General features: G+C 69.2%; 23 protein-coding genes. 22 read left to right on the top strand and 1 reads right to left on the bottom strand.

What is annotated here, in order from left to right; translation table 11 throughout:
• The first annotated feature begins 115 nt into the window (after window positions 1-115).
• The 22 genes from OG259_RS13800 to OG259_RS13695 all read left to right on the top strand — a co-directional run bounded on the left by OG259_RS13800 (window position 116) and on the right by OG259_RS13695 (window position 22,751).
• Window positions 116-1,414, top strand: coding sequence for a homoserine dehydrogenase (locus OG259_RS13800; protein ID WP_328947083.1), 1,299 nt, complete (start codon window positions 116-118; stop codon window positions 1,412-1,414).
• 6 nt (window positions 1,415-1,420) lie between these two features.
• Window positions 1,421-2,491, top strand: coding sequence for a threonine synthase (gene thrC, locus OG259_RS13795; RefSeq protein ID WP_266896669.1), 1,071 nt, complete (start codon window positions 1,421-1,423; stop codon window positions 2,489-2,491).
• Window positions 2,492-2,843: 352 nt separating this feature from the next.
• Window positions 2,844-3,761: a homoserine kinase gene (thrB, locus tag OG259_RS13790; RefSeq protein WP_328942532.1), complete on the top strand. Its 918-nt coding sequence runs from the start codon at window positions 2,844-2,846 to the stop codon at window positions 3,759-3,761.
• Window positions 3,762-4,177: 416 nt separating this feature from the next.
• Window positions 4,178-6,238, top strand: a complete 2,061-nt coding sequence (gene rho, locus OG259_RS13785; RefSeq protein ID WP_328942531.1) for a transcription termination factor Rho — start codon at window positions 4,178-4,180, stop codon at window positions 6,236-6,238.
• Window positions 6,239-6,454: 216 nt separating this feature from the next.
• Window positions 6,455-7,552, top strand: coding sequence for an LCP family protein (locus OG259_RS13780; protein WP_328942530.1), 1,098 nt, complete (start codon window positions 6,455-6,457; stop codon window positions 7,550-7,552).
• Window positions 7,553-7,710: 158 nt separating this feature from the next.
• Window positions 7,711-7,929 carry a 50S ribosomal protein L31 gene (rpmE, locus tag OG259_RS13775; RefSeq protein ID WP_266896673.1) on the top strand — a complete coding sequence of 73 codons (219 nt, stop codon included), beginning with the start codon at window positions 7,711-7,713 and terminating at the stop codon, window positions 7,927-7,929.
• A 97-nt stretch (window positions 7,930-8,026) separates the two neighbouring features.
• Window positions 8,027-9,103 carry a peptide chain release factor 1 gene (gene prfA / locus OG259_RS13770; protein ID WP_328942529.1) on the top strand — a complete coding sequence of 359 codons (1,077 nt, stop codon included), beginning with the start codon at window positions 8,027-8,029 and terminating at the stop codon, window positions 9,101-9,103.
• Window positions 9,104-9,140: 37 nt separating this feature from the next.
• A complete protein-coding gene (gene prmC, locus OG259_RS13765; protein WP_266896675.1) occupies window positions 9,141-9,986 on the top strand; it encodes a peptide chain release factor N(5)-glutamine methyltransferase in 846 nt (281 codons plus the stop codon).
• A 49-nt stretch (window positions 9,987-10,035) separates the two neighbouring features.
• The gene (locus OG259_RS13760; protein ID WP_030321077.1) at window positions 10,036-10,683 is read left to right on the top strand and encodes an L-threonylcarbamoyladenylate synthase; all 648 of its coding nucleotides are present in this window, start codon (window positions 10,036-10,038) and stop codon (window positions 10,681-10,683) included.
• A complete protein-coding gene (locus tag OG259_RS13755) occupies window positions 10,680-11,327 on the top strand; it encodes an arsenate reductase/protein-tyrosine-phosphatase family protein (protein ID WP_318207885.1) in 648 nt (215 codons plus the stop codon). Before OG259_RS13760 ends, OG259_RS13755 begins: the two co-directional genes overlap by 4 nt.
• Window positions 11,328-11,404: 77 nt before the next feature.
• Window positions 11,405-12,652: a serine hydroxymethyltransferase gene (gene glyA, locus OG259_RS13750; RefSeq protein WP_328942528.1), complete on the top strand. Its 1,248-nt coding sequence runs from the start codon at window positions 11,405-11,407 to the stop codon at window positions 12,650-12,652.
• A gap of 118 nt (window positions 12,653-12,770) precedes the next feature.
• A complete protein-coding gene (locus OG259_RS13745) occupies window positions 12,771-14,084 on the top strand; it encodes an MraY family glycosyltransferase (protein WP_328942527.1) in 1,314 nt (437 codons plus the stop codon).
• A gap of 262 nt (window positions 14,085-14,346) precedes the next feature.
• Window positions 14,347-14,760 carry a hypothetical protein gene (locus OG259_RS13740; RefSeq protein ID WP_266896684.1) on the top strand — a complete coding sequence of 138 codons (414 nt, stop codon included), beginning with the start codon at window positions 14,347-14,349 and terminating at the stop codon, window positions 14,758-14,760.
• A gap of 222 nt (window positions 14,761-14,982) precedes the next feature.
• Entirely contained in the window at window positions 14,983-15,792 is an 810-nt protein-coding gene (gene atpB, locus OG259_RS13735) for a F0F1 ATP synthase subunit A (RefSeq protein ID WP_266896686.1), read from the top strand.
• An 89-nt stretch (window positions 15,793-15,881) separates the two neighbouring features.
• Window positions 15,882-16,148, top strand: coding sequence for an ATP synthase F0 subunit C (gene atpE / locus OG259_RS13730; RefSeq protein WP_024761915.1), 267 nt, complete (start codon window positions 15,882-15,884; stop codon window positions 16,146-16,148).
• A 41-nt stretch (window positions 16,149-16,189) separates the two neighbouring features.
• The gene (locus tag OG259_RS13725; protein ID WP_266896691.1) at window positions 16,190-16,735 is read left to right on the top strand and encodes a F0F1 ATP synthase subunit B; all 546 of its coding nucleotides are present in this window, start codon (window positions 16,190-16,192) and stop codon (window positions 16,733-16,735) included.
• Window positions 16,732-17,547 carry a F0F1 ATP synthase subunit delta gene (locus tag OG259_RS13720; RefSeq protein ID WP_328942526.1) on the top strand — a complete coding sequence of 272 codons (816 nt, stop codon included), beginning with the start codon at window positions 16,732-16,734 and terminating at the stop codon, window positions 17,545-17,547. The genes OG259_RS13725 and OG259_RS13720 overlap by 4 nt, the downstream gene beginning before the upstream one ends.
• Before the next feature lie 149 nt (window positions 17,548-17,696).
• The gene (atpA, locus tag OG259_RS13715) at window positions 17,697-19,295 is read left to right on the top strand and encodes a F0F1 ATP synthase subunit alpha (protein WP_328942525.1); all 1,599 of its coding nucleotides are present in this window, start codon (window positions 17,697-17,699) and stop codon (window positions 19,293-19,295) included.
• Between the two features lie 20 nt (window positions 19,296-19,315).
• Window positions 19,316-20,233 (top strand): F0F1 ATP synthase subunit gamma, encoded by a 918-nt coding sequence (locus tag OG259_RS13710; RefSeq protein WP_030321096.1) that lies wholly within the window; start codon window positions 19,316-19,318, stop codon window positions 20,231-20,233.
• Window positions 20,233-21,675 carry a F0F1 ATP synthase subunit beta gene (gene atpD, locus OG259_RS13705; protein WP_328942524.1) on the top strand — a complete coding sequence of 481 codons (1,443 nt, stop codon included), beginning with the start codon at window positions 20,233-20,235 and terminating at the stop codon, window positions 21,673-21,675. The genes OG259_RS13710 and atpD overlap by 1 nt, the downstream gene beginning before the upstream one ends.
• Before the next feature lie 112 nt (window positions 21,676-21,787).
• Window positions 21,788-22,162 carry a F0F1 ATP synthase subunit epsilon gene (locus OG259_RS13700; RefSeq protein WP_024761909.1) on the top strand — a complete coding sequence of 125 codons (375 nt, stop codon included), beginning with the start codon at window positions 21,788-21,790 and terminating at the stop codon, window positions 22,160-22,162.
• A 142-nt stretch (window positions 22,163-22,304) separates the two neighbouring features.
• Window positions 22,305-22,751 carry a DUF2550 domain-containing protein gene (locus OG259_RS13695; protein WP_030321101.1) on the top strand — a complete coding sequence of 149 codons (447 nt, stop codon included), beginning with the start codon at window positions 22,305-22,307 and terminating at the stop codon, window positions 22,749-22,751.
• A 61-nt stretch (window positions 22,752-22,812) separates the two neighbouring features.
• Here the strand turns inward: OG259_RS13695 and OG259_RS13690 are convergent, their stop codons facing one another.
• Window positions 22,813-24,660, bottom strand: a complete 1,848-nt coding sequence (locus OG259_RS13690) for a glycosyl hydrolase family 18 protein (protein ID WP_443051961.1) — start codon at window positions 24,658-24,660, stop codon at window positions 22,813-22,815.
• Window positions 24,661-24,774 lie beyond the last annotated feature (114 nt).

Below are 24,774 nucleotides of genomic sequence, written 5' to 3'. Positions count from 1 at the left end.
AGATGTCTCAGGATCCGGACTAGGGGCTGAATCCCTCGTCCGGTGAGTGAGACTGGTTCCGCGTAGAGATACGAAACCGTAGAGATACGAAGTAGTACGAGAAAGAGGTCGGATGATGCGTACGCGTCCGCTGAAGGTGGCGCTGCTGGGCTGTGGAGTGGTCGGCTCAGAGGTGGCGCGCATCATGACGACGCACGCCGACGACCTCGCCGCGCGCATCGGCGCACCGGTCGAGCTCGCCGGCGTGGCGGTCCGCCGCCCGGACAAGGTCCGTGAGGGAATCGCTCCCGAGCTGATCACCACCGACGCCACCGCGCTGGTCAAACGGGGGGACATCGACGTCATCGTCGAGGTCATCGGCGGGGTCGAGCCGGCCCGCACCCTCATCACCACCGCGTTCGAGCACGGCGCCTCCGTCGTCTCGGCGAACAAGGCGCTGCTCGCCCAGGACGGCGCGGCCCTCTACGCCGCCGCCGAGGAGCACGGCCAGGACCTCTACTACGAGGCCGCCGTCGCCGGCGCCATCCCGCTGGTCCGGCCGCTGCGCGAGTCCCTCGCCGGCGACAAGATCAACCGCGTCATGGGCATCGTCAACGGCACGACGAACTTCATCCTCGACAAGATGGACACGTCCGGAGCCGGCTACTCCGAGGCGCTCGACGAGGCCACCGCCCTCGGGTACGCCGAGGCCGACCCGACCGCCGACGTCGAGGGCTTCGACGCCGCCGCCAAGGCCGCCATCCTCGCCGGAATCGCCTTCCACACGCGCGTGCGCCTCGACGACGTCTACCGCGAGGGCATGACCGAGGTCACCGCCGCCGACTTCGCCTCCGCCAAGCAGATGGGCTGCACCATCAAGCTGCTCGCCATCTGCGAGCGCGCCGCCGACGGCGGCTCGGTCACCGCGCGCGTGCACCCGGCGATGATCCCGCTGAGCCACCCGCTCGCCTCCGTCCGCGAGGCGTACAACGCGGTCTTCGTCGAGGCCGAGGCGGCCGGTCAGCTCATGTTCTACGGCCCCGGCGCCGGCGGCGCCCCGACCGCGTCGGCCGTCCTCGGCGACCTGGTCGCCGTGTGCCGCAACAAGCTCAACGAGGCCAACGGCCCCGGCGAGTCCGCGTACACCCAGCTGCCCGTGAGCTCCATGGGCGAGGTCGTCACGCGGTACCACATCAGCCTCGACGTGGCCGACAAGCCGGGCGTCCTCGCCCAGGTCGCGACGGTCTTCGCCGAGCACGGCGTATCCATCGATACGGTGCGCCAGCAAGGTCGACAAGACGGATTCGGCGAGGCCTCCCTCGTCGTCGTCACCCACCGCGCGCCCGACGCAGCCCTTTCCGGGACCGTCGAGGCGCTGCGCAAGCTCGACACCGTGCGCGGTGTCGCCAGCATCATGCGTGTTGAAGGGGAGTAAGGACCCATGACCCACAAGGGCACCCACCAGTGGCGCGGCATCATCGAGGAGTACCGGGACCGCCTTCCGGTCACGGACACGACGCCGGTCGTCACGCTCCGTGAGGGCGGCACGCCGCTCGTACCCGCTCAGGTCCTCTCCGAGCGCACGGGCTGCGAGGTGCACCTCAAGGTCGAGGGCGCCAACCCCACCGGCTCCTTCAAGGACCGGGGCATGACCATGGCCATCTCCAAGGCCAAGGAGGAGGGGGCGCAGGCCGTCATCTGCGCCTCCACCGGCAACACCTCCGCCTCCGCCGCGGCCTACGCGGTCCGCGCCGGCATGGTCTCCGCCGTCCTCGTGCCGCAGGGCAAGATCGCGCTCGGCAAGATGGGCCAGGCCCTCGTGCACGGCGCGAAGATCCTCCAGGTCGACGGCAACTTCGACGACTGCCTGACCCTGGCCCGCAGCCTCTCCGAGAACTACCCGGTGGCGCTGGTCAATTCGGTCAACCCGGTCCGTATCGAGGGCCAGAAGACCGCCGCCTTCGAGATCGTGGACATGCTGGGCGACGCGCCCGACATCCACGTCCTGCCCGTGGGCAACGCCGGCAACATCACGGCGTACTGGAAGGGGTACCGCGAGTACGCCGCCGACGGTCTCGCGACGCACCGCCCGCGCATGTGGGGCTTCCAGGCCTCCGGCTCCGCGCCGCTCGTGCGCGGCGAGGTCGTCAAGGACCCGTCGACGATCGCCACCGCGATCCGCATCGGCAACCCGGCCTCGTGGGACTACGCGATCGCCGCGCGCGACGAGTCGGGCGGCTTCATCGACGAGGTGACGGACCGTGAGATCCTGCGCGCCTACCGCCTGTTGGCCGCGCAGGAGGGCGTCTTCGTCGAGCCCGCGTCGGCCGCTTCGGTCGCCGGTCTGCTGAAGGCCGCCGAGCAGGGCAAGGTCGACCCCGGCCAGCGGATCGTCTGCACGGTCACCGGCAACGGGCTCAAGGACCCCGACTGGGCCGTCGCCGGCGCGCCGCAGCCGGTCACCGTTCCGGTCGACGCGGCCGCCGCCGCCGAGCGCCTCGGTCTGGCCTGATCACACCCCCTCCGCGCGGGGAAAAGTACTGATCGAAACCCGATCAGGAACCTACATAGGCGCACAGGTTGGCTCGCGACACGCATCGTGCGCCTCCTGTGCGCCCTATGTCGCGGCAGAACCTTCCTTCGATAGGCTGTACCGAACCCGCCCCGACGCATATGCGCGGTGTCGTTGCCGTTGTCGCCTCCGTGGCCGAAACGGCCCCCGGGTTTCCCGTACTTCTCTCGAAACAACCGCTGTGCCGCAACACCCGCTGTTCCGAACCGACTGCTGTTCGTCAACACCTGTTGATCCGCACCACCTGCTGTTCTGAAACACCGTTGTCGCAATCAAGGAGAGTCATCGAGCGATGGCCGGTCCAGCGTTCCGCGCCGCCGCCGTACGGGTGCGCGTCCCCGCCACCAGCGCCAATCTCGGTCCGGGCTTCGACGCCTTCGGCCTGTCGCTGGGCCTCTACGACGACGTCGTCGTCCGTGTCGCCGACTCCGGGCTGCACGTCGACATCGCCGGCGAGGGTGCCGAGACGCTCCCGCGCGACGAGAGCCACCTGCTCGTGCGCTCCCTGCGTACCGCCTTCGACCTGCTCGGCGGACAGCCGCGCGGCCTGGAGGTCGTCTGCGCCAACCGCATCCCGCACGGCCGCGGCCTCGGCTCCTCCTCCGCCGCCATCTGCGCCGGCATCGTCGCCGCCCGCGCCGTGACCATAGGCGGGGACGCCAAGCTCGACGAGGCCGCCCTCCTGGAGCTCGCCACCGAGATCGAGGGCCACCCCGACAACGTCGCCGCCTGTCTGCTCGGCGGATTCACGCTCGCCTGGACCGAGTCCGGTGCCGCGCGAGCCATCAGGATGGAACCCTCGGATTCCATCGTTCCGGTGGTTTTCGTCCCCGGGAAGCCGGTGCTGACCGAGACCGCCCGCGGACTCCTGCCGCGCACCGTCCCGCACGTGGACGCCGCGGCCAACGCCGGGCGCGCCGCCCTCCTCGTCGAGGCCCTGACCCGCCGCCCCGAGCTGCTGCTCGCGGCCACCGAGGACCGGCTGCACCAGGAGTACCGGGCTCCCGCGATGCCCGAGAGCATCGCCCTGGTGAACCGACTGCGCGCGGACGGCGTCCCCGCGGTCATCTCCGGCGCGGGCCCCACGGTCCTCGCGCTGGCCGAACACGGGACGGCCGACAAGGTCGCCCGACTGGCGGGCGAGGGCTGGGCCGCGAACCGGCTCGACCTCGACGCCTCCGGCGCGAGCGTCCTGCCGCTGGCGCCCTAGGCGCACGGCGGCCGGACGCCGGGCAGCGTCCGGGACAGGAGATTGCCGGTGAGGGAGAGGGGGAATGTTTGTTGGAGCCGGTAGTGTTAACCTCAAGTCAGCACCCGGCGCCTTTGTGGCGCGGTGCTGAGTGTCCCCATCAGGGACCACCGATTCTTCCGGGAGCCTCCCCAACTGCCTGAGCAGCCTGCCTGAGCAGTTTCGAGCACGCTCCGGAACCGGCACGACACCCCTCGCTCTTCTGCAGTGAGGGCCGAGCAGGGGGCGCTCGGGCCGGACCCACAGCACGTTTCTCTCCGCCGTACCCGGCGGGACCACCGCCCCGGACACGGTCCACCCAACACGGGACCGCTGCCGGACAGCACAACCGGTCGCCGAGCCAGATGGCCGACGTCCGCTCCAGGGAAGGACCCTTCGTGAGCGACACCACCGATCTGATGGGCGTGACTGCCGACAGCAGTGTCGACGCCGCCGCGCCCGCCGCAGGTGCTGCCACCGGCGGCACCGCACGGCGCCGCCGCTCCGGCACCGGCCTCGAGGGCATGGTCCTGGCCGAGCTGCAGCAGGTCGCGTCCGGCCTCGGCATCAGGGGCACCGCGCGGATGCGCAAGAGCCAGCTGATCGAGGTCATCAAGGAGGCGCAGGCCGGTGGCGGTTCCGCCGCCCCCGCCAAGGCCGCCGACGCCGCCGAGACCAAGCCGAAGCGCCGCGCCACCGCCAAGACCCGTACGGGTGAGACCGCTGCCGAGGCCGCCGAGCCCAAGGCGGAGAAGGCCGAGAAGGCCGTCGCCCAGCAGCAGATCGACATCCCGGGCCAGCCGGCCTCCGACGACCAGCCCGCGGGCGAGCGTCGTCGCCGTCGTGCCACCGCCCCCGCCGGTTCGCCGGAGGGCGAGGCCAAGGCCGAGGCCGCGCAGGTCGTCAAGACCGAGGCCCGTACCGAGGCCAAGGCCGACGCGGGCACCGACAGCAAGGCCGAGGCCGCCGTCGACGGCGCCGAGGGCCGCGGCCGTCGTGACCGCGGCGAGCGCGGGGAGCGCGGCGAGCGCCGTGACCGCCGTGACCGTCAGCGCGACCGTGGCAAGGGCGACGAGCAGCAGGGCGGTGGCCAGGGCGGCCAGCGCCAGCGCCAGGGCGGCCAGGGCGGCCAGGGCCAGGGCCAGGGCGGCCAGGGTCAGGGCCAGCAGGTCCAGGGCCAGGGCCAGCAGGCCGGTCCGCAGGACGACTACGACGACGCCGAGGGCGGCCGCCGTGGGCGTCGCGGCCGTTACCGCGACCGCCGTGGGCGTCGTGGGCGTGACGACTTCCAGGCCGGCGAGCCGCAGGTCGCCGACGACGACGTCCTGATCCCCGTCGCGGGCATCCTCGACATCCTCGACAACTACGCGTTCATCCGGACCTCCGGCTACCTGCCCGGTCCGAACGACGTGTACGTCTCCCTCGCCCAGGTCCGCAAGAACGGTCTGCGCAAGGGTGACCACGTCACCGGCGCCGTGCGTCAGCCGAAGGAGGGCGAGCGCCGCGAGAAGTTCAACGCGCTGGTCCGCCTGGACTCGGCGAACGGCATGGCCGCCGACTCCGGCCGCGGCCGCCCCGAGTTCAACAAGCTGACCCCGCTCTACCCGCAGGACCGGCTCCGTCTGGAGACCGACCCGGGCGTGCTGACCACGCGGATCATCGACCTCGTGTCGCCGATCGGCAAGGGCCAGCGCGGTCTGATCGTGGCCCCGCCGAAGACCGGCAAGACCATGATCATGCAGGCGATCGCCAACGCGATCACCACCAACAACCCCGAGTGCCACCTGATGGTCGTCCTGGTCGACGAGCGTCCGGAAGAGGTCACCGACATGCAGCGGTCGGTCAAGGGCGAGGTCATCTCCTCGACCTTCGACCGTCCGGCCGAGGACCACACCACCGTCGCCGAGCTGGCCATCGAGCGCGCCAAGCGTCTCGTGGAGCTGGGTCACGACGTGGTCGTCCTGCTCGACTCGATCACCCGCCTGGGCCGCGCGTACAACCTCGCGGCGCCTGCCTCCGGCCGCATCCTGTCCGGTGGTGTCGACTCGACCGCGCTCTACCCGCCGAAGCGCTTCTTCGGTGCGGCCCGGAACATCGAGGACGGCGGCTCGCTCACCATCCTCGCCACCGCCCTGGTGGACACCGGTTCGCGCATGGACGAGGTGATCTTCGAGGAGTTCAAGGGCACCGGCAACATGGAGCTCAAGCTCGACCGGAAGCTCGCCGACAAGCGCATCTTCCCGGCCGTCGACGTCGACGCCTCGGGTACGCGTAAGGAAGAGATCCTGCTCGGCGCCGACGAGCTCGCCGTGACCTGGAAGCTCCGTCGTGTGCTGCACGCGCTCGACCAGCAGCAGGCGATCGAGCTGCTGCTCGACAAGATGAAGCAGACGAAGTCGAACGGCGAGTTCCTGCTCCAGATCCAGAAGACGACGCCTGGCGGCAAGAACGACGACTGACGTGTGACCTGCGTCATGCTCCAGTCGCGCGACCAGGACGCGGCCTCGGCCCCGTAACCCTGTCGTGACCTGCGTGAACCACTGCGCCCACCGTGCCCCGCACGGTGGGCGCAGTGCTGTTCCCGGCTGAGCTCACCGAAACCTCACAGGCCCGTATGCAACCCTTTTGGGTGCTTCGCCGTCACACATGGTGAACCGAGGGCCCGAGGGATGACGATGACCGAGCAGAGCAAGAGCAGCCGAATAGGCGGCGCGGGAAGCGGCCGCCGCCGCAAGCAGCCCGCCAAGCGCAGCCGAAAGGTGGCCGTCCTGGTCTCGGGGGCCCTCGCCGTCCTCGTCCTCGGCGGCGCCGGTCTCGGATACGTCTACTTCAAGCTCGACGGCAACCTCGAAGGCGTCGACATCAACGCCCAGCTGGGCACCGACCGCCCCGACGACGTCGACAACGGCTCCATGGACATCCTCGTCCTCGGCTCCGACTCCCGCTCCGGCGACAACGGCGCCTACGGCAAGGACGAGGGCGGCGCCCGCTCCGACACCGCGATGGTCGTCCACGTCTACGAGGGCCACAAGAAGGCCAGTGTGGTCTCCGTACCCCGCGACACCCTCGTCGACCGGCCCTCGTGCACCGACGCCCAGGGCACCGCCGTCGCGGGCGAGCAGCGGGCCATGTTCAACACCGCGTACGAGGTCGGCGGCCCCGCCTGCGCCGTCAAGACCGTCGAGGCGATGTCCGGCATCCGCATGGACCACTACATCGAGGTCGACTTCACCGGCTTCAAGAAGCTCATCGACGAACTCGGCGGGGTGGAGATCACCACCACCGCGGCCATCGAGGACAGCAAGAGCCACCTCGACCTCGAACCGGGCACCCACACCCTCGACGGCGAGCAGTCCCTCGGCCTCGTCCGCACCCGCAAGAGCGTCGGCGACGGCAGCGACCTCGGCCGCATCCAGCTCCAGCAGGCCTTCATGAAGGCCTTCATCGACCAGGTCAAGGACGTCGGCGTCTTCACCAACCCGACGAAGCTCCTCGACCTCGCCGACGCCGCCACCAAGGCCATCACCCCAGACTCCGAACTCGACTCGGTCCAGGAGCTGATGGGCTTCGCGAAGGGCCTCTCCGGCATCGGCGCCCAGGACGTCCACATGGTCACCATGCCCGTCGAGTACGACCCCCGGGACCCCAACCGCGTCGTGCCCCTGGAAGCCCAGTCCCGGCAGGTCTGGACGGCCCTGAAGAAGGACCTCCCGATCCCCGCCTCGGCGACGAAGGACGCGGCCACCGGCCAGGCCGACGGCGTCGTGAAGTAGCACCGGAAGCGCCGTCCGCGGCAGCTCAGGAATAGTTCCGGCCCGACCCCGGTTTTGGGAGATACGGCCGGTCCTGGCAGACTGGTACGTCGGCCCCGGTTCACGCTTGCCGCAACCCGCGACGGCGACCCGGAGCCCTCCCGAAACTAGGAGACACCTTGAAGCGCGAGATCCACCCCCAGTACGTCGAGACCCAGGTCAGCTGCACCTGTGGCGCGTCGTTCACCACCCGGAGCACGCTGACCGAGGGCACCATCCGTGCCGAGGTCTGCTCCGAGTGCCACCCGTTCTACACGGGCAAGCAGAAGATCCTCGACACCGGCGGCCGCGTCGCCCGCTTCGAGGCCCGCTTCGGCAAGGCCGCCGGCTCCAAGTAGCGAGCCCCTGCGCCGGTCCACGGTCGCCCCGCGCGGGTGGCCGGGACCGGCGCTTTGCCGTCCCCGTAGCAACTGACGAAAAAACCAGGAGCCCCCGATGTTCGAGGCGGTCGAGGAACTGGTCGGCGAACACGCCGGCCTGGAGACGAAGCTCGCGGACCCTTCGGTCCACGCCGACCAGGCGAACGCGCGCAAGCTGAACAAGCGCTACGCCGAGCTGACCCCGATCGTCGCCACCTACCGGGCCTGGAAGCAGACCGGTGACGACATCGAGACCGCCCGCGAGCTGGCACACGACGACCCCGACTTCGCCGCCGAGGTCAAGCAGCTGGAGAAGGACCGGGAGGAGCTCACCGAGAAGCTCCGACTGCTCCTCGTCCCGCGCGACCCCAGCGACGACAAGGACGTCATCCTGGAGATCAAGGCGGGCGCGGGCGGCGACGAGTCCGCACTCTTCGCCGGCGACCTGCTCCGCATGTACCTCCGGTACGCCGAGCGCGTCGGCTGGAAGACCGAGATCATCGACGCCACCGAGTCCGAGCTGGGCGGCTACAAGGACGTCCAGGTCGCCGTGAAGACCAAGGGCGGCAACGGCGCCACCGAGCCCGGCCAGGGCGTCTGGGCGCGCCTCAAGTACGAGGGCGGGGTGCACCGCGTCCAGCGCGTGCCCGCGACCGAGTCCGCCGGCCGCATCCACACCTCCGCCGCCGGCGTGCTCGTCACGCCCGAGGCCGAGGAGGTCGAGGTCGAGGTCCACGCCAACGACCTGCGCATCGACGTCTACCGCTCGTCCGGCCCCGGCGGCCAGTCGGTCAACACCACCGACTCCGCCGTCCGCATCACCCACCTGCCGACCGGCATCGTCGCCTCCTGCCAGAACGAGAAGAGCCAGCTCCAGAACAAGGAGCAGGCCATGCGTATCCTGCGGTCCCGGCTGCTCGCCGCCGCGCAGGAGGAGGCCGAGTCCAAGGCCGCCGACGCCCGTCGCAGCCAGGTCCGCACCGTCGACCGGTCCGAGAAGATCCGTACGTACAACTTCCCGGAGAACCGGATCTCGGACCACCGCGTCGGCTTCAAGGCGTACAACTTGGACCAGGTGCTCGACGGCGAACTGGACCCGATGATCCAGGCGTGCGTCGACGCCGACTCGGCTGCCAAGCTCGCAGCGGCGTAAGTTCCGTAAGCCCCACCCCGCACCACGGAGGACCAGCGTGAACCTGCTGCTTGCCGAGGTGGCCCAGGCCACCCAGCGGCTGGCCGACGCCGGCGTTCCCTCACCGCGTTTCGACGCGGAGGAGCTCGCCGCGTTCGTGCACGGCGTCAAGCGGGGGGAGCTGCACAACGTCAAGGACGCGGACTTCGACGCCCGCTACTGGGAGACCGTCGCCCGCCGCGAGGCCCGCGAACCGCTCCAGCACATCACCGGGCGGGCGTTCTTCCGGTACCTGGAGCTCCAGGTCGGACCCGGGGTCTTCGTGCCCCGCCCGGAGACCGAGTCGGTCGTCGGCTGGGCCATAGACGCCGTCCGCGCGATGGACGTCGTCGAACCCCTCATCGTCGACCTCTGCACCGGCTCCGGGGCCATCGCCCTCGCCATGGCACAGGAGGTGCCACGCTCGCGCGTGCACGCCGTCGAGCTCTCCGACGACGCCCTCGTGTGGACCCGGAAGAACGCCGAGGGCTCCCGCGTCACCGTCCACCAGGGCAACGCGCTGACCGCGCTCCCGGAGCTGGACGGCCAGGTCGACCTGGTCATCTCCAACCCGCCGTACATCCCGCTCACCGAGTGGGAGTACGTGGCACCCGAGGCCCGCGACCACGACCCGGAGATGGCCCTCTTCTCCGGCGAGGACGGCCTCGACACCATCCGCGGCATCGAGCGCACCGCCCACCGTCTGCTGCGCCCCGGCGGCCTCGTCGTCATCGAGCACGCGGACACCCAGGGCGGGCAGGTGCCGTGGATCTTCAACGAAGAGGCCGGCTGGGCCGACGCCGCCGACCACCCGGACCTGAACAACCGGCCGCGCTTCGCGACCGCCCGCAAGGCCATGCCATGACCGGCACGACTGCCATGACGAACCACGCTTACGAGGAGGCCGGGAACTGATGGCACGGCGATACGACTGCAACGAGGCGACCGACCGTGTGACGGGTCTGCGCGAGGCCGCGTCCGCCGTCCGCCGGGGCGAGCTGGTCGTGCTGCCCACCGACACCGTGTACGGGATCGGGGCGGACGCCTTCAGCAGCGAGGCCGTGGCGGACCTGCTCGCCGCCAAGGGCCGGGGCCGCAACATGCCCACGCCCGTGCTCATCGGCTCCCCGAACACCCTCCACGGCCTGGTCACGGACTTCTCCGAGCAGGCGTGGGAGCTCGTCGACGCCTTCTGGCCCGGCGCCCTCACCCTCGTCGCCAAGCACCAGCCGTCCCTCCAGTGGGACCTCGGCGACACCCGTGGCACCGTCGCCATCCGCATGCCGCTGCACCCGGTCGCCATCGAGCTGCTCACCGAGGTCGGCCCGATGGCCGTCTCCTCGGCGAACCTCACCGGCCACCCGTCGCCGGAGGACTGCGACGCGGCCCAGCAGATGCTCGGCGACTCCGTCTCCGTCTACCTGGACGGCGGACCGACCCCCGGCATCGTGCCGTCGTCCATCGTCGACGTCACGGGCAAGGTGCCGGTGCTGCTGCGCGAGGGCGCGCTCTCGCCGGAGGAGCTCCGGAAGGTCGTACCCGACCTCGAGGTGGCGAATTGACCGCCCCTGAGGGGCGTGGCATAGCGGGGTTCGACGACAGCAACACCTTCCGCATCCTCCACGTCAGCACCGGCAACGTCTGCCGCTCGCCGATCACCGAGCGGCTGACCCGCCATGCCCTGAGCGACCGTCTCGGAGACCCTCTCGGCGGCGGCCTGATCGTGGAGAGCGCGGGCACCTGGGGCCACGAGGGCGCCCCGATGGAGGCCAACGCGGAACTGGTCCTCGCCGACTTCGGCGCGGACTACAGCGGCTTCGTGGGGCGCGAGCTCCTCGACGAGCACGTCATCCGCGCGGACCTGGTCCTCACGGCGACCCGCGACCACCGCGCCCAGGTCATCTCGATGGGCCACTCGGCGGGTCTGCGCACCTTCACCCTGAAGGAGTTCACCCGCCTGGTCCGCGCGATCGACCCGGCCACGCTCCCGGACGCCCGCGACGAGGGCATGGTGGAACGCGCGCGTGCCCTGGTCCGCGCGGCGGCGGCTCTACGCGGGTGGCTCCTGGCCCCCTCGGTGGACGCGGACGAGGTCAACGACCCGTACGGCGCCCCGATCACCTTCTTCCGCTCGATCGGCGACGAGATCAACCAGGCACTGGATCCGGTGGTGACGGCGCTGACCGGGGTACGGGCGCGCGACTGACTGCTGTCAGGGGGCGCGGGCGCGCGACTGACCGCTGTCAGGGGGCGCGTGGGGGAGTGCGTGCCTACATTGGTGACATGTCGGTCACCGCTCCCCCCGATGAGGCTCTCGACGTCCTGCGCCGACAGGACCCGGAGATCGCCGACGTGCTGCTCGGCGAGGTGCGTCGGCAGGCCGACAGCCTGCAGTTGATCGCCGCCGAGAACTTCACCTCGCCCGCGGTCCTCGCAGCCCTCGGTTCCCCGCTGGCCAACAAGTACGCCGAGGGGTATCCCGGCGCACGTCACCACGGTGGCTGCGAGTACGCCGACGCCGCCGAGCGGATCGCCGTGGAGCGGGCCACCGCGCTCTTCGGGGCCGACCATGCGAACGTCCAGGCACATTCGGGCTCCTCGGCCGTCCTGGCGGCGTACGCGGCCCTTCTGAGGCCCGGTGACACGGTCCTGGCCATGGGCCTGGACCACGGTGGGCACCTCACCCACGGTTCGCCCGCCAACTTCTCCGGGCGCTGGTTCGACTTCGTGCCGTACGGCGTCGACGCCGAGACCGGGCTCGTCGACTACGAGCAGGTCGCCGCCCTCGCCCGCCACCACCGCCCCAAGGCGATCGTGTGCGGTTCCATCTCGTACCCCCGGCACCTCGACTACGCGACCTTCCGCGAGATCGCCGACGAGATCGGCGCCTATCTCATCGCCGACGCCGCCCATCCCATCGGTCTGGTCGCCGGGGGAGCGGCGCCCAGCCCCGTCCCGTACGCCGACGTCGTCTGCGCGACCACCCACAAGGTGCTGCGCGGTCCGCGCGGCGGAATGGTCCTGTGCGGCTCGGACCTCGCGGGGCGGATCGACCGCGCGGTGTTCCCGTTCACCCAGGGCGGCGCCCAGATGCACACGATCGCGGCCAAGGCGGTGGCCTTCGGCGAGGCGTCCACCCCGGCGTTCACCGCGTACGCCCATCAGGTGGTCGAGAACGCCCGCGTCATGGCGGCCGCGCTCGCCGCCGAGGGCTTCGCGCTGACCACCGGCGGCACCGACACCCACCTGATCACCGCCGACTCCGCACCCCTCGGCGTCGACGGCCGCACCGCACGCTCCCGGCTCGCCGCCGCCGGCATGGTCCTCGACACCTGCGCCCTGCCGTACGGGGAGGGGCGCGGGATCCGGCTCGGTACGGCCGCCGTCACCACCCAGGGGATGGGCGCCCCGGAGATGGCGCGGATCGCCGCCTTGTTCACCGCCGCACTGCGTGACGACGCCGCGGAGACGGCGAGGGTACGGGGGGAGGTACGGGCTCTGACCGGCCGATTTCCCCCGTATGGACGCTGAGGAAAGATCACGGAAAGTCGCTGTGCAACCGTTCGGGGGGTCCAGGTGTCTCCAAGCACATGGACGGCACGGCTAGGGTGTGGGGCTGAGATGGCCAGCGATTCCTGTGGGGCAGCCCGTGCGTGATTACCTGCTGACGCTCTGTGTCACGGCCGCGGTGACCTATCTGCTCACCGGTCCGGTGCGGAAGTTCGCCATCGCGACCGGGGCGATGCCGGAGATCCGTGCGCGAGACGTACACCGAGAACCGACTCCGCGGCTCGGTGGCATCGCCATGTTCTTCGGGCTGTGCGCGGGACTGCTCGTCGCCGACCACCTGCAGAACCTGAACAGCGTCTTCGAGCTCTCCAACGAGCCGCGGGCCCTGCTCTCCGGTGCCGCCCTGATCTGGCTGATCGGCGTCCTCGACGACAAGTTCGAGCTGGACGCGCTGATCAAGCTGGGCGCGCAGATGATCTCGGCGGGCGTCATGGTCGCCCAGGGTCTGACCATCCTGTGGCTGCCGATCCCGGGTGTCGGCGTCGTCTCGCTGACCCCGTGGCAGGGCACGCTCCTGACCGTCGCCCTGGTCGTCCTCACCATCAACGCGGTCAACTTCGTCGACGGTCTCGACGGTCTCGCCGCCGGCATGGTCTGCATCGCCGCCGCCGCGTTCTTCCTGTACGCCTATCGCCTCTGGTACGGCTACACGATCGAGGCCGCCGCCCCCGCGACGCTCTTCACCGTCATCCTCATGGGCATGTGCCTGGGCTTCCTGCCGCACAACATGCATCCGGCGCGGATCTTCATGGGCGACTCCGGCTCGATGCTGATCGGTCTGATCCTGGCGGCCTCGGCCATCTCGATCACCGGTCAGGTCGACCCCGACGCGCTGAAGATCTTCGAGGGCTCGACGCGTCAGGCCACGCACGCCGCACTGCCGGTCTTCATCCCGCTGATGCTGCCGCTGTCGATCATCGCGATCCCGATGGCGGACCTGGTCCTGGCGATCGTGCGCCGTACGTGGAAGGGCCAGTCGCCGTTCGCGGCCGACCGCGGGCACCTGCACCACCGGCTCCTGGAGATCGGGCACTCGCACAGCCGCGCGGTCCTGATCATGTACTTCTGGTCGGCGCTCATCGCCTTCGGGACGCTGGCGTACTCGGTCCACTCGGCCTCGATGTGGATCGTCCTCTGCGTCGTCGCGCTCAGCGCGATCGGCCTGGTGCTGCTTCTGCTGCCGCGCTTCACACCGCGCGCACCCCGCTGGGCCGAGTCCGTCGTACCGCCCCGCTACCGGCGCCGCAAGCGCGCCCTCGCGGTGGAGACCGCTCCGGACCCGGTCGTGGTCGAGGAGGAGCGGATTCCGGTGCCCGCCGGGATCAACGGCGCCACCGCCATCGGCAACCGCGGGCGCTTCACCGACAGGCGGAAGGCCGGAACGCCAAGTTGACGAAAGCCGCACACGCGGCCATTAGCACACAAGGCGCCTTCTCGTCGTGCACACACGCGCGGGGTAGCTCTCAGGTGTGACAGTTGGCACACCTTATGGGTAAAGACCTATTCAAATAGTTTGTGATACCGTTCACGAGACCCGGCGACAGTGCCGAAAGACCGTAGTGCGACGGTCTGTTGGCCCCGAGACCCACCTCGGACCGGGCTTACGCTCGTCCTCGACGACACCATCGCCCCCTCCAGCAAGCGGAGACACCGCCATGCCGTCCAACGACGCACGCATCCTTCTGCACACCGCCGTACCCACCGCAGCCGTCGGCGCGATCGCCACGGTCATCAGTGGCGTGGTCGCCGGTGGCAAGGGCGCGCTCGGCGCCGTGGTCGGCACTCTGGTCGTGCTCCTCTTCATGGGGATCGGTCAGCTCGTCCTGCAGCGGACGGCGAAGTCGCTCCCGCATCTGTTCCAGGCCATGGGGCTCATGCTCTACACGGCCCAGTTGCTGTTGCTCTTCATCTTCCTGGCTTTGCTCAAGAACACCACGCTGTTCGACTTCAAGGCCTTCGCTTTCACGCTGCTCGCGACGACCGTGGTGTGGGTCGCCGCACAGGCCCGCGCCTACATGAAGGCCAAGATCACGTACATCGACCCCGGAAACACGGGGTCGAAGTCGTGAAGGGTAGGGCCGGGATAAAGCCGCCTTCGGCTTCCTGCTATCGTCCGGTGCCAACTGCGGCATTGCGGGCGCGGGCATCCGAGACGCCTGTCCCAGCGCGAGGCTCGATGCCGAACCGCCGCCCCCTTATCCGTAAGACCAGTCCAGTGCCGACCCGCGGCTGCGTGCCGCGCCGACACAACGAGGTTGCCGTACCTATGCGCCACGCTGAAGGAGCCCGCGGTGAGTGCTGACCAGACGCTTGCCTTCGACCCGGATTGCCACATCTTCAGTGGATGTGGCTTCCCGGCGCCGGGCCTGCACACGTTCATGTACGAGCCCATCGCCACGGTGGCCGGCATCGAGATCACGAAGCCGATGCTGCTCGCGCTCCTCGGTTCCATCGTGGTCGTCGGGTTCTTCTGGGCCGCCTTCAACAAGCCCAAGCTGATCCCCGGCAAGATGCAGATGGTCGGCGAGGCCGGTTACGACTTCGTCCGCCGCGGCATCGTCTACGAGATCATCGGCAAGAAGGACGGCGAGAAGTACGTCCCCTTCATGGTGTCGTTGTTCTTCTTCGTCTGGATCATGAACCTCTGGTCGATCATTCCGCTCGCCCAGTTCCCGGTCACCTCGCTGATCGCCTTCCCGGCCGGTCTCGCGCTGATCGTGTATGTCATGTGGATCTCGCTCACTTTCAAGAAGCACGGCTTCGTGGGCGGCTGGAAGAACATCGTCGGCTACGACAAGTCCCTCGGTGCGATCCTCCCGATGGTCGTCGTCCTCGAGTTCTTCTCGAACCTCCTCATCCGGCCCTTCACGCACGCGGTGCGACTGTTCGCGAACATGTTCGCCGGTCACCTGCTGATCGTGATGTTCTCGCTGGCCACCTGGTACCTCATGAACGGCCTGGGCTTCGTCTACGCCGGCGCCTCGTTCGTGATGGTCCTCGTGATGACCGCCTTCGAGCTCTTCATCCAGGCCGTCCAGGCGTACGTCTTCGTGCTCCTGGCTTGCAGCTACATCCAGGGCGCCCTCTCCGAGCACCACTGAGCCGTCCCGGCCCGTAGCTCCACCCCGAAACCATCAGTCGTCCGGTGGCCAACCCCCACCGGGTCATTGAAAGAGAAGGAAGTAACGGCATGTCCGCTGCTCTCGACATGATCAACCTCGCCGCCGAAGGCGGCAGCGCCAAGACCAACGTCGTTGGCAACGTCGCCTCGATCGGTTACGGCCTGGCCGCGATCGGCCCCGGCGTCGGCGTCGGCATCATCTTCGGTAACGGTACGCAGGCTCTCGCCCGTCAGCCCGAAGCTGCCGGCCTGATCCGCACCAACCAGATCATGGGCTTCGCGTTCTGTGAGGCGCTTGCCCTCATCGGCATCGTCATGGGCTTCGTCTACCAGTAAATCGGACCGACAGCCCAAACCTTTTTACGGAAGGCACTGATGTGAACGCGCTGCTTCTTGCGCAGGCGGAGGAGCCCCAGCCTCCTCTGATCCCGCATCTCGACGAGCTCGTCATCGGCCTGATCGCCTTCGTCATCGTCTTCGGTTTCCTCGCCAAGAAGCTCCTCCCGAACATCAACAAGGTTCTGGAGCAGCGCCGCGAGGCCATCGAGGGCGGCATCGAGAAGGCCGAGTCGGCCCAGATCGAGGCTCAGAGCGTGCTGGAGCAGTACAAGGCCCAGCTCGCCGAGGCCCGCCACGAGGCCGCGCGTCTTCGCCAGGAGGCGACGGAGCAGGGCACCGCGATCATCCAGGAGATGAAGGCGGAAGGCCAGCGCCAGCGCGAGGAGATCATCGCGGCCGGCCACACGCAGATCGAGGCCGATCGCAAGGCCGCTTCCGCTTCGCTGCGTCAGGACGTGGGCAAGCTCGCCACCGACCTGGCCGGCAAGCTGGTGGGCGAGTCCCTCGAGGACACCGCCCGCCAGAGCCGGACGATCGACCGCTTCCTCGACGAGCTCGAGGAGAAGGCGGAGGCCGTCCGATGAACGGAGCGAGTCGCGAGGCACTGGCCGCCGGACGTGAGTCCCTCGACGCGCTGACCGACAACACGTCGGTCGACGCGACGAAGCTCGCGGACGAGCTGGCCTCCGTCACCACGCTGCTCGACCGCGAGGTGTCGCTGCGTCGGGTCCTGACCGACCCCGCGCAGTCGGGTGAGGCCAAGGCCGAGCTCGCGCAGCGACTCCTGACCGGTCAGGTGGGTGGCGAAACCGTCGACCTGGTGTCCGGCATGGTGCGTTCCCGCTGGTCGCGTTCGCGTGACCTGGTCGACGCGGCCGAGGAGCTGGCGAACATCGCCGACCTCACCGCGGCGCAGAAGGCGGGCGCCCTCGACGGCGTCGAGGACGAGCTGTTCCGCTTCGGCCGGATCGTGTCCTCCAGCCCCGAGCTCCGCTCGGCGCTGACGGACAAGGCCGCCACGGCCACCGCCAAGGGCGCGCTGCTCCGCAGCCTGCTCGGCGGCAAGGCCAACGCCGCCACCGAGCGTCTGGTCGTCCGTCTGGTGACCCAGCCCCGGGGACGTAGCCTGGAAGCGGGACTCGAGTCCCTCTCCAAGCTCGCCGCGGCGCGCCGGAACCGGATGGTCGCCGTCGTCACCACGGCGGTGCCGCTGTCGGACCAGCAGAAGCAGCGCCTCGGAGCCGTACTGGCCAAGCTGTACGGCCGCGAGATGCACCTGAACCTGGACGTGGACCCCTCGGTCCTCGGCGGGATCACGGTGCAGGTCGGCGACGAGGTCATCAACGGCTCGATCGCGGAGCGTCTCGACGAGGCGACCCGCCGCCTGGCCGGCTGACGACCGTCACCAGCAGCACAAGGCATCACAGCTACACAGCATCACCAGCGGCCCGGTTGGGCCGTGCAGAGATTGCAGAAGATTCCTGGGGGTCGGCCCCCAGACCCCTTAAGAAACTTCGGGCCCAACAAGGAGAGCAGGGAACCCAGATGGCGGAGCTCACGATCCGGCCGGAGGAGATCCGGGACGCACTGGAGAACTTTGTCCAGTCGTACCAGCCGGACGCGGCCTCGCGCGAGGAGGTCGGCACGGTCAGCCTGGCCGGTGACGGTATCGCGAAGATCGAGGGTCTTCCCTCGGCCATGGCGAACGAGCTGCTGAAGTTCGAGGACGGGACCCTCGGTCTCGCGCTGAACCTCGAAGAGCGCGAGATCGGTGCGATCGTCCTCGGCGAGTTCAGCGGCATCGAGGAGGGTCAGTCGGTGCAGCGCACCGGCGAGGTCCTCTCCGTCGGTGTCGGTGAGGGTTACCTGGGTCGCGTCGTCGACCCGCTCGGCAACCCGATCGACGGTCTCGGCGAGATCGCGACCGAGGGCCGCCGCGCCCTCGAGCTGCAGGCCCCGGGCGTTATGGCCCGTAAGTCGGTGCACGAGCCGATGGAGACCGGCTACAAGGCCGTCGACGCCATGACGCCGGTCGGCCGTGGTCAGCGTCAGCTGATCATCGGTGACCGTCAGACCGGCAAGACCGCTCTGTGTGTCGACACGATCATCAACCAGCGCGACAACTGGCGCTCGGGCGACGTGAACAAGCAGGTTCGCTGCATCTACGTCGCCGTCGGTCAGAAGGGCTCGACCATCGCCTCCGTGCGTGGCGCCCTGGAAGAGGCCGGCGCGCTCGAGTACACGACGATCGTCGCCGCCCCGGCGTCCGACCCGGCCGGCTTCAAGTACCTGGCGCCGTACACCGGCTCCGCCATCGGTCAGCACTGGATGTACCAGGGCAAGCACGTCCTGATCGTCTTCGACGACCTGTCGAAGCAGGCCGACGCCTACCGCGCCGTGTCGCTGCTGCTGCGCCGCCCGCCGGGCCGTGAGGCCTACCCGGGTGACGTCTTCTACCTGCACTCGCGTCTGCTCGAGCGCTGCGCGAAGCTCTCGGACGAGCTGGGTGCCGGTTCGATGACCGGTCTCCCGATCGTCGAGACCAAGGCGAACGACGTGTCGGCGTTCATCCCGACCAACGTCATCTCCATCACCGACGGCCAGTGCTTCCTGGAGTCCGACCTGTTCAACGCCGGCCAGCGTCCGGCCCTGAACGTCGGTATCTCGGTCTCGCGTGTCGGTGGCTCCGCCCAGCACAAGGCGATGAAGCAGATCTCCGGTCGCCTCCGTGTGGACCTGGCCCAGTTCCGTGAGCTGGAGGCGTTCGCCGCCTTCGGTTCCGACCTGGACGCCGCCTCCAAGGCGCAGCTGGAGCGTGGACAGCGCATGGTCGAGCTGCTCAAGCAGGCTCAGTACCAGCCGATGCCCACCGAGAACCAGGTCGTCTCCGTCTGGGCCGGTACCACCGGCAAGATGGACGACGTCCCGGTCGTCGACATCCGCCGCTTCGAGGCCGAGCTCCTGGCGTACCTGCGCCAGAGCCACTCGGGCCTCATGACCTCCATCCGTGAGGGCGGCAAGATGTCCGACGACACCCTGCAGGCCGTGGGCGACGCCATCGCGGAGTTCAAGAAGCAGTTCGAGACCTCTGACGGCAAGCTGCTGGGCGAGGACGCTCCTGCCGCCGTCAACGTCTCGAAGTGACGACGGAAGGGACCTGACTCATGGGAGCGCAGCTCCGGGTCTACAAGCGTCGCATCAAATCCGTCACCGCGACGAAGAAGATCACCAAGGCGATGGAGATGATCGCCGCCTCGCGTGTCGTCAAGGCGCAGCGCAAGGTGCAGGCGTCGACTCCGTACGCGACCGAGCTGACGCGCGCGGTCACGGCGGTGGCCACGGGTGCGAACGACAAGCACCCGCTGACCACCGAGGCGGAGAACCCGATCCGCGCCGCGGTCCTGCTCCTTTCGAGCGACCGCGGTCTGGCCGGTGCCTTCAACTCCAACGCCATCAAGGCGGCGGAGAAGCTGACGGCGAAGCTGGAGGGCGAGGGTCGCGAGGTCACCATCTACGTGGTGGGCCGTCGTGGCATCGCGCACTACAACTTCCGTGAGCGGAAGCTGGCCGGCTCGTGGACCGGGTTCACGGACCAGCCTTCGTACGGCGACGCCAAGACGATCGCGGCTCCGCTGATCGAGGCGATCGAGCAGGACACGGCGGAGGGTGGTGTGGACGAGCTCCACATCGTCTACACCGAGTTCGTCTCGATGATGACGCAGACCGCGGTCGAGGCCCGGCTGCTGCCCCTCAGCCTCGACGAGGTGGCGAAGGAGGCGGGCGACTCGGACACGCTTCGTCCGCTGTACGACTTCGAGCCGTCGGCGGAGGACGTCCTCGACGCCCTGCTGCCGCGGTACGTCGAGAGCCGGATCTACAACGCGCTGCTCCAGTCGGCTGCTTCCAAGCACGCCGCCACGCGACGCGCGATGAAGTCGGCGACCGACAACGCGGGAGACTTGATCAACAACCTCTCCCGACTTGCCAACGCGGCCCGCCAGGCCGAAATCACCCAGGAAATCAGCGAGATCGTCGGTGGCACCGCAGCCCTGGCCGACGCGACCGCGGGGAGTGACAAGTAATGACGACCACTGTTGAGACGGCCGCCGCCACGGGCCGCGTCGCCCGGGTCATCGGCCCGGTCGTCGACGTGGAGTTCCCCGTCGACGCGATGCCGGCGATCTACAACGCGCTGCACGTCGAGGTCATGGACCCGACCGAGGAGGGCGCGACCAAGACGCTGACCCTCGAGGTCGCCCAGCACCTCGGTGACGGCGTCGTCCGCGCCATCTCCATGCAGCCCACCGACGGTCTGGTCCGCCAGGCCCCGGTGACCGACACGGGTACGGGCATCACCGTCCCGGTCGGCGACGTCACCAAGGGCCGCGTGTTCAACACGCTCGGTCAGGTGCTGAACGCCGACGAGTCCACCGTGGCCGACGCGCCGCGCTGGACGATCCACCGCAAGGCCCCGGACTTCGACCAGCTCGAGTCCAAGACCGAGATGTTCGAGACCGGCCTCAAGGTCGTCGACCTTCTCACCCCGTACGTCAAGGGTGGAAAGATCGGTCTGTTCGGTGGTGCCGGTGTCGGCAAGACCGTTCTGATCCAGGAAATGATCGTCCGTGTGGCCAAGCTGCACGACGGTGTGTCGGTCTTCGCGGGCGTCGGTGAGCGCACCCGTGAGGGCAACGACCTCATGGTGGAGATGGAGGAGGCCGGCGTTCTGGACAAGACCGCGCTGGTCTTCGGCCAGATGGACGAGCCCCCGGGCACCCGTCTCCGCGTGGCCCTCGCCGGTCTGACCATGGCGGAGTACTTCCGCGATGTGCAGAAGCAGGACGTGCTGTTCTTCATCGACAACATCTTCCGCTTCACCCAGGCCGGTTCCGAGGTGTCGACCCTGCTCGGCCGTATGCCCTCCGCGGTGGGTTACCAGCCGAACCTGGCCGACGAGATGGGTCTCCTCCAGGAGCGCATCACCTCGACCCGTGGTCACTCGATCACCTCGATGCAGGCGATCTACGTCCCCGCGGACGACCTGACCGACCCGGCTCCGGCCACCACCTTCGCCCACCTCGACGCGACGACGGTTCTCTCCCGTCCGATCTCCGAGAAGGGCATCTACCCGGCCGTGGACCCGCTGGACTCCACGTCCCGGATCCTGGACCCGCGCTACATCGCGCAGGACCACTACGACGCCGCCACGCGCGTCAAGGGAATCCTGCAGAAGTACAAGGACCTCCAGGACATCATCGCGATCCTCGGTATCGACGAGCTGAGCGAGGAGGACAAGCTCGTTGTCCACCGCGCCCGCCGTGTCGAGCGCTTCCTGTCCCAGAACACCCACGCGGCGAAGCAGTTCACCGGTGTGGACGGTTCGGACGTTCCGCTCGACGAGTCGATCGCCGCGTTCAACGCGATCTGCGACGGTGAGTACGACCACTTCCCCGAGCAGGCGTTCTTCATGTGTGGTGGCCTTGAGGACCTCAAGGCCAACGCCAAGGAGCTCGGCGTCTCCTGAGCCCCGTGCTCTCCCGAGGGGGGCGGGATCGGTCCCGCCCCCCTCACCACGCCCACTAGAATTGACCCCAACACCCGGCACGACCGCCGGGTGGTGACCCGAGGAGCCACCCTTGGCTGCTGAGCTGCACGTCGAGCTGGTCGCCGCGGACCGGAGTGTCTGGTCCGGCGAGGCCACCCTGGTCATCGCGCGTACCACCTCCGGCGACATCGGCGTCATGCCCGGCCACCAGCCGCTGCTCGGTGTGCTGGAGTCGGGCCCGGTGACCATCCGTACCAGTGAGGGCGCGACTGTCGTCGCCGCCGTCCACGGTGGATTCATCTCGTTCGCCGACGACAAGCTGTCTCTGCTCGCGGAGATCTGCGAGCTGGCGGACGAGATCGACGCCCAGCGCGCCGAGCGCGCGCTGGAGCGTGCGAAGTCGGATTCCGACGCGGCCGCCGAGCGGCGCGCCGATGTCCGGCTGCGCGCGGTAGCGGTCCGCTGACGGTCCGCGCAGAGTAGTGCCCTCAGCCGCGGCACGGCTGGAATTTTCCAGACCGTGCCGCGGCTGAGGCGATGCAGATGCAGGTTGTATTCGGTTCTGCCGGCGGTGCCGGCTACGGGACGCAGCGAGGAGGTCGGTGAAGATGTTCCTCGCTCTGCTCGTGTGCGGCCTGGTCGTCGCACTGGTGGTGATCGGGCTCTTCGTCTTCGGCTTGCGCCGGAGGCTGATCCAGCGCGCCGGCGGCACCTTCGACTGCTCGCTGCACTGGAACGTCCCGGACGAGCCGGATCCGAGCGGCAAGGGCTGGGTGTACGGCGTCGCCCGTTACAGCGGTGACGAGATCGCCTGGTTCCGGGTCTTCTCGTACGCGCCCCGCCCGCGCCGGACCCTGGAGCGCTCGTCCATCGTGGCCCTGGAGCGCCGGATGCCGGAGGGCGAGGAGGAGCTCGCACTGCTCTCCGAGATGGTGATCCAGCCCTGTATGTACGAGGGCGTCCGTCTGGAGCTCGCGATGAGCGAGGACGCCCGGACGGGTTTCATGGCCTGGCTGGAGGCGGCGCCTCCCGGCCAGAGGGTCAATGTGGCCTGAGACGTCCATGTGAGGAAGCGGGGGACGGCGTGCTGCGCCGTCCCCCGCTTCTTCGTAGGCGCTAGTTCAGACCGGTGTTGATGGCGCCGACGAGCTCGCCGTTGCCGGTGTCACCGCTGAACTCCCAGAAGAACGCGCCGCCCAGGCCCTGGTTCTTCGCCCAGCTCATCTTGGACGTGACCGTGGCGGGGGTGTCGTAGCTCCACCAGTTGCTGCCGCACTTGGCGTACGCCGTGCCCGCGACGGTGCCGGTGGCCGGGCAGGAGGTCTTGAGGACCTTGTAGTCCTCGATGCCCTGCTCGTAGGTGCCGGGAGCCGGGCCGGTCGCCGTGCCGCCGGGGGCGGCCTGGGTGACGCCGGTCCAGCCGCGTCCGTAGAAGCCGATGCCGAGGAGCAGCTTGTTGGCGGGGACGCCCTTCGCCTTGAACTTGGCGATGGCCTCGGCGGAGTTGAAGCCGGCCTGCGGGATGCCGGCGTACGAGGTGAGCGGGGAGTGCGGGGCCGTCGGGCCCTGCGCCGCCCAGGCGCCGAAGAAGTCGTACGTCATGACGTTGAACCAGTTCATGTACTGTGCGGCGCCGGCGTAGTCGGCGGCGTCGATCTTGCCGCCGCTGGAGGCGTCGGCCGTGACGGCCGCGGTGACCAGGTAGTTGGCACCGAACTTGGCGCGCATGGCCTGCATCATGTTCTTGAAGGACGCGGCGCCGCTGGTGTCACAGGAGAGACCGCAGGCGTTGGGGTACTCCCAGTCCAGGTCGATGCCGTCGAAGACGTCGGCCCAGCGCGGGTCCTCGATCAGGTCGTAGCAGGACTGCGCGAAGGCCGCCGGGTTCTGCACGGCCTGGCCGAAGCCGCCGGACCAGGTCCAGCCGCCGAAGGACCACAGGATCTTGATGTTCGGGTAGGCCTTCTTCAGCTTGCGCAGCTGGTTGAAGTTGCCGCGCAGCGGCTGGTCCCAGGTGTCGGCGACGCCGTCGACGGACTGGTCGGCGGTGTAGGCCTTGTCGTAGTCGGCGTAGGCGTCACCGATGGTGCACTTGCCGCCCTGGACGTTGCCGAAGGCGTAGTTGATGTGGGTGATCTTGGACGCGGAGCCCGAGGTCACGATGTTCTTCACGTGGTAGTTGCGTCCGTAGACGCCCCAGTTGGTGAAGTAGCCCATCTTCACCGCGTTGGGGAGCGGCTGGCCGCCGCCGCCACCGGTGGTGTGGACGGGGACCGACCCGGAGTCGGGGCCGGTCTGGTCGATGGTGTCGCGGGCGACGACCGTGTAGCCGTAGTCGGTGCCGGCGGTGAGGCCCGTGTCGGTGTAGGTGAGGCCGGTGACCGTGGCGACGGTGGCGCCGTCGCGCTTGACGTCGTAGTTCTTGATGCCCTTGTCGTCGGTGGCCGCGGTCCAGGTGAGCTTCACGGAGGTGTCGGTGATGGCGGAGGCGACGGGGGTGCCGGGGGCGGAGGGGGCGTTGTCGCCGGGCTGGCTGGTGCCGTCACAGGCGGCGCCGTTGATCTTGCAGCCGCTGGGGGCGCCGGGGCCCGCGCCGTTGTAGCCGAAGGAGACGGAGGCGCCGGGGGCGAGGGTCCCGTTCCAGCCGACGTTCTTGGCGGTCCAGTGGGTGCCGGAGCTGGTGACGGTGGCGTCCCAGGCGGAGGTCACGGAGGTGCCGGCGGGGTAGTCCCACTCGACGGTCCAGGAGTTGATGGTGGTGGTGCCGGTGTTCTTGACGGTCCAGCTGGCGCCGAATCCGGTGCCCCAGTCCTGCGTCTTGGTGTACGTGGCCGTGGCCGAGGTGGCCGCTTCGGCGGGGGTGGCGAGGCCGACCATGGCGGCGAGGGGCAGGATCAGGGCGGTGAGACCGGCGGCGGCCCGGTGTCTGAACCCTGTTCTGCGCGTCGGTGCTTGAGTGCTCAACGGTGCTCCTCAAGTTGCGGACGGACATGGGTGGGGGTGGTCCGTGAAGATGCGCGCGCCCCGCGAGCGTAGGAAGGTCTGGACCAATCGTCAAGAGGTCCAGACCAACGTCGC

The sequence above is a fragment of the Streptomyces sp. NBC_00250 genome, assembly GCF_036192275.1.
GTDB lineage: Bacteria > Actinomycetota > Actinomycetes > Streptomycetales > Streptomycetaceae > Streptomyces.
The sequence above is the reverse complement of the archived record's forward strand: the minus strand, read 5'-3'. Positions and strand labels throughout refer to the sequence as shown.

Excerpts from the sequence above, each read along its gene's own strand:
- OG259_RS13800 (WP_328947083.1), top strand. The coding sequence starts at position 116 with ATGCGTACGCGTCCGCTGAAGGTGGCGCTGCTGGGCTGTGGAGTGGTC.
- thrC (WP_266896669.1), top strand. The coding sequence starts at position 1,421 with ATGACCCACAAGGGCACCCACCAGTGGCGCGGCATCATCGAGGAGTAC.
- thrB (WP_328942532.1), top strand. The coding sequence starts at position 2,844 with ATGGCCGGTCCAGCGTTCCGCGCCGCCGCCGTACGGGTGCGCGTCCCC.
- OG259_RS13780 (WP_328942530.1), top strand. The coding sequence starts at position 6,455 with ATGACCGAGCAGAGCAAGAGCAGCCGAATAGGCGGCGCGGGAAGCGGC.
- prfA (WP_328942529.1), top strand. The coding sequence starts at position 8,027 with ATGTTCGAGGCGGTCGAGGAACTGGTCGGCGAACACGCCGGCCTGGAG.
- OG259_RS13760 (WP_030321077.1), top strand. The coding sequence starts at position 10,036 with ATGGCACGGCGATACGACTGCAACGAGGCGACCGACCGTGTGACGGGT.
- glyA (WP_328942528.1), top strand. The coding sequence starts at position 11,405 with ATGTCGGTCACCGCTCCCCCCGATGAGGCTCTCGACGTCCTGCGCCGA.
- OG259_RS13740 (WP_266896684.1), top strand. The coding sequence starts at position 14,347 with ATGCCGTCCAACGACGCACGCATCCTTCTGCACACCGCCGTACCCACC.
- atpE (WP_024761915.1), top strand. The coding sequence starts at position 15,882 with ATGTCCGCTGCTCTCGACATGATCAACCTCGCCGCCGAAGGCGGCAGC.
- OG259_RS13720 (WP_328942526.1), top strand. The coding sequence starts at position 16,732 with ATGAACGGAGCGAGTCGCGAGGCACTGGCCGCCGGACGTGAGTCCCTC.
- atpA (WP_328942525.1), top strand. The coding sequence starts at position 17,697 with ATGGCGGAGCTCACGATCCGGCCGGAGGAGATCCGGGACGCACTGGAG.
- OG259_RS13710 (WP_030321096.1), top strand. The coding sequence starts at position 19,316 with ATGGGAGCGCAGCTCCGGGTCTACAAGCGTCGCATCAAATCCGTCACC.
- atpD (WP_328942524.1), top strand. The coding sequence starts at position 20,233 with ATGACGACCACTGTTGAGACGGCCGCCGCCACGGGCCGCGTCGCCCGG.
- OG259_RS13695 (WP_030321101.1), top strand. The coding sequence starts at position 22,305 with ATGTTCCTCGCTCTGCTCGTGTGCGGCCTGGTCGTCGCACTGGTGGTG.